This is a genomic window from Hymenobacter qilianensis (assembly GCF_014638675.1).
Lineage (GTDB): Bacteria > Bacteroidota > Bacteroidia > Cytophagales > Hymenobacteraceae > Hymenobacter > Hymenobacter qilianensis.
The window spans coordinates 1786065-1799202 of record NZ_BMFN01000001.1 but is presented as its reverse complement, the minus strand read 5'-3'; the positions used below and the strand labels follow the sequence as shown (position 1 = coordinate 1799202).

The 13138-nt window shown below is 56.8% G+C and carries 11 protein-coding genes; 5 read left to right on the top strand and 6 right to left on the bottom strand.

Annotation, left to right across the window (positions count from 1 at the left end; genetic code table 11):
• Position 1: 1 nt before the first annotated feature.
• Entirely contained in the window at positions 2-1069 is a 1068-nt protein-coding gene (locus IEW06_RS07670) for a UDP-glucose--hexose-1-phosphate uridylyltransferase (protein WP_188547875.1), read from the top strand.
• Positions 1070-1153: 84 nt separating this feature from the next.
• Here the strand turns inward: IEW06_RS07670 and IEW06_RS07665 are convergent, their stop codons facing one another.
• From IEW06_RS07665 to IEW06_RS07655, 3 genes are all read right to left on the bottom strand, one after another.
• Complete coding sequence (locus IEW06_RS07665) at positions 1154-2296, bottom strand: cellulase family glycosylhydrolase (protein WP_187733210.1); 1143 nt, start codon at positions 2294-2296, stop codon at positions 1154-1156.
• 134 nt (positions 2297-2430) lie between these two features.
• Positions 2431-3489, bottom strand: coding sequence for a glycoside hydrolase family 43 protein (locus IEW06_RS07660; RefSeq protein ID WP_188547873.1), 1059 nt, complete (start codon positions 3487-3489; stop codon positions 2431-2433).
• Between the two features lie 167 nt (positions 3490-3656).
• Positions 3657-4682: a glycoside hydrolase family 43 protein gene (locus IEW06_RS07655; RefSeq protein ID WP_187733211.1), complete on the bottom strand. Its 1026-nt coding sequence runs from the start codon at positions 4680-4682 to the stop codon at positions 3657-3659.
• A 372-nt stretch (positions 4683-5054) separates the two neighbouring features.
• On the opposite strand from IEW06_RS07655, the gene IEW06_RS07650 reads away from it, so the two are divergent.
• From IEW06_RS07650 to IEW06_RS07635, 4 genes are all read left to right on the top strand, one after another.
• Positions 5055-6200: a glycoside hydrolase family 172 protein gene (locus tag IEW06_RS07650; RefSeq protein ID WP_187733212.1), complete on the top strand. Its 1146-nt coding sequence runs from the start codon at positions 5055-5057 to the stop codon at positions 6198-6200.
• Positions 6201-6265: 65 nt separating this feature from the next.
• Positions 6266-7384 carry a glycoside hydrolase family 43 protein gene (locus IEW06_RS07645; RefSeq protein WP_187733213.1) on the top strand — a complete coding sequence of 373 codons (1119 nt, stop codon included), beginning with the start codon at positions 6266-6268 and terminating at the stop codon, positions 7382-7384.
• 191 nt (positions 7385-7575) lie between these two features.
• Positions 7576-9564, top strand: coding sequence for a sialate O-acetylesterase (locus IEW06_RS07640; RefSeq protein WP_188547871.1), 1989 nt, complete (start codon positions 7576-7578; stop codon positions 9562-9564).
• 92 nt (positions 9565-9656) lie between these two features.
• Positions 9657-10691 carry a LacI family DNA-binding transcriptional regulator gene (locus IEW06_RS07635; protein WP_187733216.1) on the top strand — a complete coding sequence of 345 codons (1035 nt, stop codon included), beginning with the start codon at positions 9657-9659 and terminating at the stop codon, positions 10689-10691.
• Positions 10692-10782: 91 nt separating this feature from the next.
• Here IEW06_RS07635 and prmA read toward each other — a convergent pair whose 3' ends face one another.
• From prmA to tpiA, 3 genes are all read right to left on the bottom strand, one after another.
• On the bottom strand, positions 10783-11616 hold the full coding sequence (gene prmA / locus IEW06_RS07630; RefSeq protein WP_188547869.1) for a 50S ribosomal protein L11 methyltransferase: 834 nt from the start codon (positions 11614-11616) through the stop codon (positions 10783-10785).
• 229 nt (positions 11617-11845) lie between these two features.
• Positions 11846-12238, bottom strand: coding sequence for a 7(1) septoil knot domain-containing protein (locus IEW06_RS07625; RefSeq protein WP_229743068.1), 393 nt, complete (start codon positions 12236-12238; stop codon positions 11846-11848).
• Between the two features lie 78 nt (positions 12239-12316).
• Entirely contained in the window at positions 12317-13081 is a 765-nt protein-coding gene (tpiA, locus tag IEW06_RS07620; RefSeq protein ID WP_187733217.1) for a triose-phosphate isomerase, read from the bottom strand.
• Between the last annotated feature and the right edge of the window lie 57 nt (positions 13082-13138).

The window sequence follows — 13138 nt, the reverse complement described above, 5'->3', positions numbered from 1 at the left end:
CATGACATTTGATACCGCCGAACATTCCCACCGCCGCTACAATCCGCTCACGGGTGAGTGGATACTGGTGTCGCCCCACCGCTCGAAGCGGCCGTGGCAGGGACAGCAGGAAGAAACCCCGGCCGATGTGCGGCTTACCTACGACCCGACTTGTTACTTATGCCCTGGCAACACGCGCGTGGGGGGCATTGTGAACCCGCCTTATGATAGCACGTTCGTATTTGCCAATGACTTTGCCGCTCTGCAAGCCGATGCGCCCGTGGGAGAGATAACCTTAGGCGGGCTGCTACGCGCCGAATCCGAATCGGGCGTGGCGCGCGTTATCTGCTTTTCGCCCCGCCACGATCTGACTTTGCCCGAGATGGACGAACCAGCTATTCGGCGCGTGGTGGACCTGTGGGTAGAGCAGTATCTGGAGTTGGGCGCGATGCCGGATATCAACTACGTGCAGATATTTGAAAACAAAGGAGCCATGATGGGTGCCAGCAATCCGCACCCGCACGGCCAAATCTGGGCGCAGCGGACGGTGCCATCTGACCCGGCGAAAGAAACCGTTCAGCAGGCCGCCTACTTTGCCGAGCATGGCCGCAGCTTGCTCAGTGCTTATCTGGAAGTTGAGCTACAGGAGAAAACCCGAGTGGTAGTCGAAAACGAGCATTTTGTGGCGCTAGTGCCCTTCTGGGCTGTGTGGCCCTACGAGACGCTGATCGTTTCGCGCCGCCACGTAAGCAGCATTGAGCAGCTGACCAGCGATGAGAAAGACGCGTTTGCTGTCATCCTGCGCCAGCTCACGATTCGCTACGACAACCTGTTTCAGATTTCCTTCCCCTACTCTGCCGGCCTGCACCAGCGCCCCACCGACGGGCAAGCGCATGAAAGCTGGCATCTGCACATGCATTTCTATCCGCCGCTGCTGCGCTCCGCTACAGTGCGTAAGTTTATGGTAGGCTACGAACTGCTGGCCAATCCCCAGCGCGACGTAACCGCAGAGTTTGCGGCCGAACGCCTGCGCAGTTTGCCTGCCGTGCATTATAAGCAGACCGCGCCTTCAGAAACGGAGGCAAAGTAACTTCAGCTCTAAGAGCGGAGAAGGTTAGCCCATAAAAAAGCCCCCCAGAACAGTTCTAGGGGGCTTTTTTTGTTAAGTAAAGAACTACTTAACCTTCAGTGCCGCTTCGATGGCTGCGTCCGCCTTTTCTGCGTTTAGTCGTTTGATCACGCTCGCTTCGTCCTGGCGATAGGGAGTGCCATCGGGGTGAAACACTTCGTGAAACCACTCAATGGGCTCGCTACCGTCGGCTAAGGGCGTATCCCACTGGTACTTCGTGTTCGTTTTGCCCGCAACCAGGCCCCAGTTGATAGCTCCCACGTTCTGCTTTTTCAGCAAAGGCATAATGTTGGCAAACCGACTGCCACGAATACGGGCCATATACTCGGTGCAGATAAGCGGCCGGCCGTGGGTTTCCAGTATCTCGATGATGCGCTGGTGAGCGGGCGTGTCGTCGTAGCAATGGTAGGTGATAACATCGGAGTTGAGCGCCTGTAAGGTGTTTAGCTTCTCGAAATCCCAGGCCCACAGGCCCACGCTCAGCGGCTGATCGGGATTGACGGCGCGGGCCCAGCGGAATACGTTGCGCACCAGCGGCAATGAGTTTTCCTTGTGGTTGCTGTTGCCCGGCTCGTTGTATAAGTCCCAGAGCAGAATGCGCTTGTCATTTTTGAACTGTGTCATAACGTCGGTGACGTACTTCTGCAACACCGGAAACATGGTCGAATCCTGGGAAGTCGGCTCGCCGCCGGGGTCCTGCACCCAGCCGGAGTTGTGAATGCCGGGCTTGGGTGCGGGTTGCGGACCGGCTTTATAGTCCTTGTTCCAGCAGTCGTCGAAGAACACGAACATGGTCTTGATCTTATGCTTATCGGCGATGTCCAGATATTGATTCATGCGTTTTTTAAACCCTTCGGGGTCCTGCTCCCAGGCCAGATGATGCAAAAACACGCGCATGGTATTGAAGCCAATGCCTTCGGCGTAGCCCAGCTCCTTATCAATGGTAGCAGGATCGAAGGTGGCAGCCTGCCACATTTCGAGCTGGTTGATGGCCGTGCTGGGCGTAAAATTGGCCCCCGACATCCAGTCTTGGGCTTTGTACCAGGCGTTGGCCTTTTCCGGCGTCCAGCGCGTTCCAGCTGCGGCTTTGGACGTTTTGGCGGCTTTGGTTTTTCGATTTTGGGCTTGTAGCTGAACGTCGGGCGTGGCCACTAGCAACAGCAGAATAAATAGCAGAGCTTTCTTCATGCGCTTAAAAGTTGGGGAGAGTGTGGATATGTAAGGTTGTTTTCAACGGTTCCGGGCTACTTGCTGGCCTTAGCGGGCGGCAACGGTATATGTACAGTTGCTTTCGTGCTGCTTAGTGGCTTCGTTAGCAGCGCTTACTTTTCGCCGGAGGGCCTTGGCAATGGTATTCCAGTCGAAATGGGCTGCCCAAAGTTGGGCGTATCATCGGCGTTCCAGGTGAACTTCTGGGCGCGGGGCGTACGAAACCGGCCGCAGCCCTGGCCTGCCTCGTCGTTGGCGTGGTAGAGGATCCAGTCTTCGGTGCCGTCCGGCGATTTGAAGAAGGAGTTATGGCCGGGAGCATATACTTTGAGAGCGGGGGCCTGCTGAAAAACCGGCGTTATGGTTTTGGTCCAGGAGCCGGGCTTGAGCAGGTCGCTGGTAGCCGGGGCGGAGAGCATACCCAGCGCGTACGTATCGGTCCAGCAGCCACTGGCCGAATAAATCAGGTGAATTTTATTGCCGTGGCGCAGCAGCTGCGGGCCTTCGTTCACATCCACGTGAGGCGGATCATTTGGGTTATTTAAGTCGCCGTTACGCTCCCAATGAAAAACGGGCGTAGACAGCTTGTGCCGCGCCCCATCAATGGTCCAGGGGTTCTTCATCTTGGCGATGTAGATTTCCTGCCGACCATTTACGTCGCCCGACCAGCCCGACCACACGAAATACAGCTGCCTGTTGTGGTCGTACACCGAGCCATCGATGGCCCATTTATCGGTGGGGTCCGTGATTTTGCCTTTATCAACCCACGTTCCCTGTAGCGGGTCGGGCGAGGAGTTTTCGAGCACCCACAGCCGATGCGTTTGGTTGGTGCCCGCGTCGGCGGCGTAATACAGGTACCATTTGCCCCCCAGAAAGTGTAGCTCCGGCGCCCAGATGTCTTTGGAGTTGGGCCCGGTGGCGGGCGGCGTCCACACCACCTTTTTCTCCGCGTTTTTCAGCTGACTCAACGACTTGGTTTTCCAGAGCGTGATGTTGCGGCCGGTGGTGTTGGTATAATAGTAATAGCCGTCTTTGTAAATGCTCCACGGATCGGCGCCGGCGGGCAAGAGCGGATTGGTAAACGTATTGTCGTCGGATGCAGCGGGCGTTTGGGCCCAGGCGGCGGGCCCCACGCTACAGCCGAGCAGAAGCAAAAGCAGCAGTTTTTTCATAAAGTGATTTGCAGCGGCGCTACTATTCCAGGCGGTCATGCAGAGCAACGCGAAGCATCTCGCGTGCTGACGTTGTGATACTATTCTCGCTAAACACGCGAGATGCTTCGCGTTGCTCTGCATGACCGCCCCTGGTGAATGAGTCAATTGAAAAAAGCCCCCCAGCCTTATCTGGGGGTGCCGCTGGGGCGGGGCAGCGGCTTTTTAATGGAGATGGGCTCTCCAAAGTTGGGCGTACCATCGGTATTCCAGGTGAAGGGCTGCATGCGCGAGCTGCGCTGCTCGCATTTGCCGGTGGCCGCGTCTTTGGCGTGATACACTATCCAGTCCTGCTTGCCGTCGGGCGACTTAGTGAAGCTGTTGTGGCCGGGGCCATACACGCTATTCGCTTCCGACTTCTTGAACACCGGCTGGGGGGCTTTTTTCCAGGAGCTGGCTTGCAGCAGGTCCGCATTCTGATCGGCTGTGAGCATGCCGAGCGAGTAGTTGTCGTCCCAGCAGGCGCTGGCTGAGTACACCAGAAATAGCTGGCCTTTTTTGCCGGGCAAAAACTCCGGTCCTTCCAGAATCTGGCGTCCACCGCCTTTTTCCCACTCGAAGGTGGGCGTGGCAATGGTAACCTCCTTGTCCGCTTGCAGGGTCCAAGGGTTCTGCATGGGCGCAATAGCCAGCACGCTCTGCGGCCCCACGTAGGCCGAATACACAAAATAGCGCTTGCCCTTATGCTCAAATACGCTGCCGTCGAGGCCGGAGTACTTGGTGTTTACCTTGCCCCGATCGGTCCAGGTGCCCGTAGTGGGGTCGGCGCTGGCGTTTTCCAACACGAATACATAGCGTGTCTTGTCACCAAAGTTAGCCTTGTCGGTGGCCGTGTAGTAGAGGTACCACTTGCCATCCAGAAAGTGTAGTTCGGGCGCCCATATCTCATAGGAGTTTGGCCCCGTGGCGGGGGGCGTCCACACCGTTACGGGCTTGGCCTCACGCACTTGGCTCAGGTCTTTGGTTTTCCAGAGCACCAGGCGGTTGCCCATGGTATTCGTGTAATAATACGTGTCGCCTCGCCGGATTACCCACGGATCGGGGCCATTGGCGAGCAAGGGATTGGTGAAAGTAGCCGCCGTTTGGGCCCCACTAACAAAGGGCAAGCTGATAAGCAGAGCTACAATGAAGAGAAAGCGTTGTCTGATGTTCATAGCAAACAGGAGATAGAGCAGTACACGCAAACGTTTGTTTTACTCGCCGGAACAGACATCATGTCAAGTTGGAGCAACCAGTAGCCGGAGCTGCGTCCGCCGCAGGAAGCGAGAATTAACCCATTTGAAGGCAAGGCTCTTGCTCATAGCTTGCTAGTGAAGAGAAGAAAGCTAGTGGATTTTAATCTGCTGAGAAACGGCTATTGCCAAGGCCGATTTTGCGTACCCAGTAGGAAGTTGCCCAGATAAGTTTGGACGGGCTATGTGGGCAATCTAAGACAGATTATTATATTGTGCAAACGATTGCGCATACTTGCATTGCTGCTAACCCGCCATATTGTTCCGCTCAGCCATCCTGTTTAACTCCTGCTTATGCTACGAAACACGCTACTCTTTTTCCTGCTTTTTGGTAGTTTCTGGCCCGCATTGGCCCAAAAAGCCACCTTCAATGGGCTGGGCTCAGAGCTGGGAAACCTCTACCGGCTCTCCGACGCTCAGACCCGCTCCATCAGCCCCGAAAACTTTACCGGCGCCAAGGGCAAAGGCGGCATGGCAACGGAAGGCACCGGCAAAAATGCCTCCCGCGACTTAGGCCAGGGCTGGAAAGTGAGCCCTAGCGTAATCATCAAGGCCGGGCAGTCCATTACGGTGGCCGAAATAACCGGCTCGGGGGCCATTCAGCACATCTGGATGACGCCTACCGGGCTGTGGCGGTTTGCTATTCTGCGCATGTATTGGGATGATGAGAAAGAGCCCTCGGTAGAAGTGCCAGTGGGCGATTTTTTTGGGCAGGGCTGGGGACAAGTAGCTATGCTCAACTCCATTCCGGTGGTGGTAAATCCTGGCAGCTCATTCAACTCCTACTGGCTGATGCCCTTTCGCAAAAAGTGCCGCATCACGATGGAGAATATCGATGAGAAGGATATGGTGCTGTACTACCAGATCGACTACACGCTCACCGATGTGCCCAATGATGCAGCCTATTTTCACGCCCAGTTCCGGCGTCAGAACCCGACCCAGTACAAGGTTCCCTACACCATTCTGGATGGCGTAAAAGGCCGCGGACACTATGTAGGTACTTATATGGCCTGGGGCGTGAACAGCAACGACTGGTGGGGCGAGGGCGAAATCAAGTTTTATATGGATGGCGACAAGCAGTGGCCTACTATCAACGGCACGGGCACCGAAGACTACTTTTTGGGCTCCTACAACTTCGAAAACAAGAAAACCAAGCAGTACCAGGAGTACACCACGCCCTACGTGGGCTTGCACCAGGTAATCAGGCCCGACGGGCTGTATCAGGCCAATACGCGGTTTGGAATGTACCGCTGGCATATCCCGGATCCGGTTCGCTTTCAGCAGGATCTGCGCATCACTATTCAGGCCTTGGGCTGGCGCTACAACGGGCGTTACCTGCCCTTGCAGGATGATGTAGCTTCTACCGCTTTCTGGTACCAGATGGAGCCGCACGCGCCCTTTCCGAAGCTGCCCAGCAAGGATGATTTAGAAACCAAGTAAGGCTTAGCCTGTCCTCTGGCTCACTTCAATATCAACCCGTTCATCTGTCAATTTTGCCCCCCAATATGTCTGTTCACTCTTCTCGTCGCGAATTTCTTCAGCTTAGCACGCTCGGTCTGGGCGCGTTGGCCTTTTTGCCTTACTGTACCTCCCGCACCAGCCCCGACGCAGAAAAGGCTGTCGGGGGCGGCAAAGCCGGCGCTACCTATACCAACCCCGTGTACGCCGGGCAGTTTCCCGATCCGTTTGTGCTGCGGCACGAGGGCACATATTACGCCTTTGCCACCACCGGCCAAAGCCAGAAAAAGGATGGCCGTATCTTCTCCATTCTGACTTCCAAAAACCTCTATGACTGGGAAGAAGTAGGCGGCGCGCTCACCCCGCCAGCCGGCTCGGAAGGGGCCGATTTTTGGGCCCCGGAAGTCGTATTTGTCAATGGCAAGTTTTACATGTACTACTCCCGAGGGGGCGGGGCCATCAATGCTAATGTGGGCCACCGCCTGCACGTGGCTACCAGCGATAAGCCAGCCGGGCCCTATCAGGAAGTGGCGCTGATGGATGTGCCGGAAAGCAAGTTTACCATTGATGCACACCCTTTTCAGGACACCGATGGCAGCTGGTACCTCTTCTACGCCCGCGACTTCACCGAATCCAACGACGGCTATTATCCGGGCACCGGCCTTGTGGTAGATCGGCTTATCGACATGACCAAGCTGGCCAATGAAAGCCGCACGGTGATGCGGGCCCGCCACCCCTGGACGCTGTTCGAGGCCAACCGCCGCATGCCCATTTACGACAACCGCGTATTTGCGCAGTGGCACACGCTGGAAGGCCCATTTATGCGCAAGCACGAGGGCAAATACTATTGCTTTTACAGCGGCGCCAACTTCCTCACCGACCGCTACGGCGTCGATTTTGTGGTGGCCGACTCTATCCTTGGCCCTTACTCCGATGCAGGCGCCGAGAAAGGTGCCCGCGTGCTGCACTCAGTACCGGGCAAGGTGCGCGGCCCCGGCCACCACTCCCACGCCATGAGCCCCGATGGCAAAACCGAAGTGCTCGTGTATCATGCCTGGGACGAGGCGATGAAAGAGCGGCAATTATGCATCGACCCGCTCCTCTGGACGCCTGAGGGCCCGCGTTGCCAAGGCCCCACCTACACGCCCCAGCCCCGCCTGACGTAGAAAGCTTCACAAAAATGCCCCCAGAACGTCATGCAGAGCGGAGCGAAGCATCTCGCTCGCGGTAGTGAGGTTAGTACTCCTGCATCAGCACGCGAGATGCTTCGCTCCGCTCTGTATGACCGCCTTATTGAGGCACCACTAAGGCGTTATTTGACATTCAGCAAGTTGTTATCCTCTCAATACCTCTATTTATGAAGCTTATCAAATACTCGCCTCTCCTATTGGCTTTGCTTACCCAGCTTCCGGTGCACGCTACCGTGCGGGTGCCCAAGCTGGTAGGCGACCATATGGTGCTCCAGCGAGACAAACCCCTGCAACTCTGGGGGTGGGCCGATGCGGGCGAAGCGGTGACGGTTTCGTTTCGGGGGAAAAGCTACCCAGCCAAAACGGGCGGAGCGGGGGGCAAATGGACGGTGACGCTGCCAGCTCAGCCAGCCGGCGGGCCTTATGAAATGACAATCAAGGGCAAAAATACGCTCCAAATTCGCGACATCTTATTGGGTGACGTGTGGCTGGCTTCCGGGCAGTCGAATATGGAGTGGCCGCTGCAGCAGAATGTAGTCAACTTCAAGGAGGAAATAGCGCAGGCAAACTTTCCGCGTATTCGGTTGCTGAATGTGCAGGATGCCACGGCCCCGGTTCCGCAGGCGGAGTTTAAGAGCGAAGGCTGGCAAGTGTGCAGCCCGCAGACGGTGGGGGGCTTTTCGGCGGTGGCGTACTTTTTCGGGCGCGACCTGCACCAACAATACAAAGTGCCCATCGGCCTGATTTCGAGCGAATGGGGCGGTACGCTCGCCGAAGCCTGGACCAGCGGGGTAGCCCTGCGCAAATTCCCGGAATTTGCCCCCCAGGTGGCCGCGCTGGAGTCTGGTACGGGTCCGGCGCGCCAGCAGGCCGACTATCAGGCCGCGCTGGCCGCGTGGAAGAAAAGCCCCGCCAGTCAGGATCGGGGCCTTGTGCCGGGGCAGGCTTCCTGGGCCGACCCGGCTTACACACCTGGCAGCTGGCCCACAATGCAGTTGCCGGGCCTGTGGGAAGATCAAACCGACCATCCGGACCTCAGCCGCTTCGATGGCATTATCTGGCTGCGCAAAGAAGTAACGCTACCGGCTGCCGCTGCTGGTCAGCCGCTTACCCTTTCGCTGGCCCAGATCGATGACCGCGACTCTACCTGGTTCAATGGGGTATTGGTGGGCACCACCAACGGCTACACCCTGCCTAGGCGCTACACGGTGCCGGCCACGGCCGTGCGCGCCGGCCGCAACGTCATTGCGGTGCGGGTAGTGGACTCGGGCGGTGGTGGGGGCATCTGGGGCAAGCCCGAAGAGCTATCTCTCCAAACGGCCACTCAAACCATGCCGCTAACGGGCCCGTGGCAATACCAGCCGGCCTACGACCCGGCTAGCGTTCCTAAAAACCCTTTCCCTGGCGGCACCCAAAATCAGCCTACGATGCTTTATAACGCCATGATTGCCCCCTTGGTCCCGTATGCGCTGAAGGGTGTAATCTGGTATCAGGGCGAGAGCAACGCCGAGCGGGCGCATCAGTATCGCACGCTCTTTCCAGCTCTTATTCAGGATTGGCGTACGCAGTTCGGGCAGCCGGATTTGCCATTCCTGTTTGTGCAGCTCGCCAGCTTTGGCCCCCAGCAAGACCAACCCGCCGACTACGCCTGGGCTGAGCTGCGGGAAGCCCAGATGATGACGCTCGCGCAGCCGCGCACCGGCATGGCCGTGGCCCTGGACCTAGGCAACCCCAACGATATTCACCCCCTTAACAAGCAGGACGTAGGGCACCGCCTGGCCCTGGAGGCTCGGCGCGTGGCTTACCGTGATAAATCGGTCGTGTCTTCCGGCCCGACTTATAAGTCGATGACGGTGGAGGGCAGCCGCATTCGGCTGCAATTTGAGAAGGTGGGCAGTGGCCTTGTGCTAAAAGACAGCAGCGGGCCGTACCTGAAAGGTTTTGCCATTGCGGGCGCCGACCGCAAGTTTGTGTGGGCGCAGGGCAAGCTGGAGGGCAATACGCTTGTGCTCTACAGCGATCAGGTACCCAAGCCGGTAGCCGTGCGCTATGCCTGGGGAAACAGTCCGTTTGTCAATCTTTATAACAAAGAAAACCTGCCCGCTTCTTCCTTTCGCACGGATAGCTGGCCGGGTATCACAGAAGGTAAAAAGTAAAATAACTTTTGCGTAAATTACCCAACGTTTTGCGCAGATTTTTGCACAGAGTGTTGCGCAATCATCTACTTATTCCTTAAAAATCTACTTCTGTGGCCAGCAAGCGAGCGTCCATTTCGGATATGGCGAAAGAGCTGAATGTATCCGTTTCAACCATTTCGCGGGCACTCAGCAACCATTCTAGCATCAGCGAGACCACCAAAAAGAAGGTCTGGAAGCTGGCGCAGGATCTTAATTATCAGCCCAACCATCTGGCGGCGGCGTTGCGCAAGGGCAAAAGCAATCTGCTGGGCGTGATAGTGCCCCACATCGACGGTCACTTTTTCTCCTCCGTGATGCACGGCATCGAGACGGTGGCCAGCAAAGCGGGCTTCAATGTGTTGATCTGCCAGTCGAACGAAGACGTTGCGCACGAACGCAAAAACATTGAAACGCTCATCAATGCGCAGGTAGAAGGCATTCTGGTGTCGCTGGCCCGCACCACCCGTGACTTCAAGCACTTCGAGAAGGTTCGGAAGCGGGAGATTCCGCTCGTGTTTTTCGACCGGGTATTGGAAGGCCAGGACGTGAATGCGGTGGTAATTGACGACCGCGAAGGCGGCTATCTGACTACCAAACACCTTATTGCGCAAGGCTGCCGGCGCATTGCGCATTTTGGGGGCCCGCAGCACCTGAATATTTACAAAAACCGCCGCCAGGGCTACGTCGATGCGCTTCGGGAGCACGATCTGCCCATCAACGAGGATTTGATATTTTACTGCGACATGACCTTGGAAGACGGCATTGTCGGCATGAAGCACCTGCTTCAGCTGCCAGAGGTGCCGGATGCGGTGTTTTCGGCCAGCGACTTCTCTATTGTAGGGGCGATGCAGGTGCTGAAAGCCCAACACCTACGAGTGCCGGAAGATATGGCGCTGGTCGGCTTCAGCAACGAGTCATTTACGTCGCTCACGGAGCCCATGCTCACTTCCGTCGATCAACGCTGCGAGCAGATGGGCCAGTCGGCGGTGCGCTTGTTTCTGGAGCTGGTAGAGGAGAAAAGCGCCAAATTCTCGCCCCGCCGCATCGTGCTCCAGCCTGACCTGATTATTCGGGATTCTTCTATTCGGGAGAAAGTCGGCGTGTAGCAATGCCTTAGCTTTCCATACTCAAAAAAGCCTCCCAGCTATCAAAATATCATGGCTGGGGGGCTTTTTTATACTCTAACGCACATGGGCGCTACGCTACTTTCGTAAACACGGCGGAAACCCAGTTATTCTTGGTGAGGTGAGACTGAAAAACCAGTTGATGCTTTTTGGCTTCTTCCTCAATCAAAGCTAGATCTTCCTGGTAAAAACCGCTGAACAGAATTGGGCAGCCAGTGGGCAGCAGGGCTGCGTAGGCGTACATATCTTCCAGCAGCACGTTGCGGTTGATGTTGGCCAGAATCAGGTCGAAGGGCGCTTCGCCTTCCAGCACTTCCACCCCACCAAGGCGGCATTCGATGTTGGTGCAGTGATTTTCAGCGGCATTGTCGGCGGCGTTTTCCACGGTCCAGGGCTCCACATCCACGGCCAGCACTTCGCGGGCTCCGAGCTGGGCGGCCATGATGGCCAGAATGCCGGTGCCGCAGCCCATGTCCAGCACGCGCTTGCCGGCGTGGTCAACGCCAAGCTGGTTTTCAATCATCAGGGCCGTGGTTTCGTGGTGGCCGGTGCCAAACGACATGCGCGGCATAATCACGATGTCGTACTCAATGGGCTCGGGTTTGGGATGAAACGGCGCCCGCACCGATACTTTATCAGCAATAACCAGCGGCTGAAAGTTCTTTTCCCACTCGGCATTCCAGTTTTGGCGGGTGATGATACGGTGGCTGTAGTCGAGCGTACCGATGCCGGAATAGCGGGCCATTACCTCGGCCACGGCATCGGGGTTGAAATCGCCCTCCCCGATGTAGGCACAAAAACCCTCGTCGTTGTCCTCAAAGGTGTCGTAGCCAACCTCAGCCAACTCGGCTACCAGAATATCGGCCAACTCGCGCGGGGCCAGTACGCACACTTCCACAAAATCCATAAGGGTCAAAAAGAAAAGTCAGAAACGAAAATGCCGCCCGAAGATGGGGCGGCAAAGTTCGCAGGAAAAACTCATCTATAATACGGTTGCTATAAAGCGGTTGTTGCTCGGTGGGCTAAGCCCCCATACTACTTCACAGCCGGCGCCGCTTACCATAATGCGCAAAAAGACAACGCCCACCCAAAATGCATTGGGTGGGCGCTGTCTTTTTGCGTGGCTGGGGGGCTATTTACTGCTTACGGCAGCCGGCGTACGAGCGCACATCGGTGTAGTAAATGCTGAAGTCGGCCAGGTTGCGGTTGTCGGTTACGAACAGGGCGTAATCGGCGAAGTCGCGGGCCATGGTGAAGTACCAGAAGCCGGCTTTATCGGCAAATAGCTTGTTGGACTCCTTGAATATCAGCACATCGGCGAAGGCTTGGTCGGGCTCCAGATACACCGTGGCGAAGCAGTAGCTGCGGCGGCGCGGGTCGGTCTCGAGGTAGATGCTGCCGTAAATGCGGCACGGCTCAATGGATTGGGCCGAGCTGGGGGGCAAAATTGGCGAAGAAGCCGGCTGGGGGGCAAAATTCATTCCCCAGCCCAGGGTTAGCCAGCTCACGAGCAGCAGAGTAAACGTCATGATTTCTTAGTAAGAATACACCTGCTTGCCAGACAAACTTGTCGCCAAGTTTGGTTCGCTCAACTCAGCGGTTAGCACTTAGAAGGACTTGATAATCTCGGTGAAGTCGCGCGACTTGAGCGAGGCGCCGCCGATGAGGCCGCCGTCGACGTCAGGCTGGGAGAACAGCTCGCGGGCGTTCTGGGCATTGGCCGAGCCGCCGTAGAGAATGGTGGTATCGAGGGCGGCTTTAGCGTCGTAGGCGCGGGCAATCTGTTCACGGATAAAGGCGTGTACTTCCTGCGCCTGCTGGCTGGTGGCGGTTTTGCCCGTTCCGATGGCCCAGATTGGCTCGTAGGCAATAACTACCTGCTCAAACTCTTCATTCGACAGATGAAACAAGCCGTTCTGAAGCTGCTTACCGATATAGTCATTAGTTTCGTTCATCTCCCGCGTATCCAGGCTTTCGCCCACGCAGAAAATGGGCTTCAGACCAGCGGCCAGCGCGGCTTTCAGCTTCTGGCTCAGCAGCTCATCGTCTTCGCGGAAGTACTGGCGCCGCTCCGAGTGGCCCAAAATCACATATTCGCAGCCCACGGAAGCCAGCATTTTGGCCGAAACTTCGCCGGTATAAGCGCCGCTTTCCTTTTGGTGGCAATTTTGGGCACCGAGGTGGAAATTGCTGCCTTGCGGCAATTGCCGACCTATAGCCGACAGAAAAGGGGCTGGGGGGCAAATCACGATCTGGACGTCCGAGTTGGTCACCTCGTCGGCTACCATGTTTGTAATTTCAGATACCAGGGCCAGACCGTCCTGGTAAGTCATGTTCATTTTCCAGTTGCCGGCAACGAGGTTTTGGCGCATAAGCGAAAGCGAAGTAAGTGGGAGAATAGATGGAGCCGCAAGTTAGGCGAGTATCGT

Excerpts from the sequence above, each read along its gene's own strand:
- IEW06_RS07670 (WP_188547875.1), top strand. The coding sequence starts at position 2 with ATGACATTTGATACCGCCGAACATTCCCACCGCCGCTACAATCCGCTC.
- IEW06_RS07640 (WP_188547871.1), top strand. The coding sequence starts at position 7,576 with ATGAAGCTTATCAAATACTCGCCTCTCCTATTGGCTTTGCTTACCCAG.
- IEW06_RS07655 (WP_187733211.1), bottom strand. The coding sequence starts at position 4,682 with ATGAACATCAGACAACGCTTTCTCTTCATTGTAGCTCTGCTTATCAGC.
- IEW06_RS07645 (WP_187733213.1), top strand. The coding sequence starts at position 6,266 with ATGTCTGTTCACTCTTCTCGTCGCGAATTTCTTCAGCTTAGCACGCTC.
- prmA (WP_188547869.1), bottom strand. The coding sequence starts at position 11,616 with ATGGATTTTGTGGAAGTGTGCGTACTGGCCCCGCGCGAGTTGGCCGAT.
- IEW06_RS07650 (WP_187733212.1), top strand. The coding sequence starts at position 5,055 with ATGCTACGAAACACGCTACTCTTTTTCCTGCTTTTTGGTAGTTTCTGG.
- IEW06_RS07625 (WP_229743068.1), bottom strand. The coding sequence starts at position 12,238 with ATGACGTTTACTCTGCTGCTCGTGAGCTGGCTAACCCTGGGCTGGGGA.
- IEW06_RS07665 (WP_187733210.1), bottom strand. The coding sequence starts at position 2,296 with ATGAAGAAAGCTCTGCTATTTATTCTGCTGTTGCTAGTGGCCACGCCC.
- IEW06_RS07660 (WP_188547873.1), bottom strand. The coding sequence starts at position 3,489 with ATGAAAAAACTGCTGCTTTTGCTTCTGCTCGGCTGTAGCGTGGGGCCC.
- tpiA (WP_187733217.1), bottom strand. The coding sequence starts at position 13,081 with ATGCGCCAAAACCTCGTTGCCGGCAACTGGAAAATGAACATGACTTAC.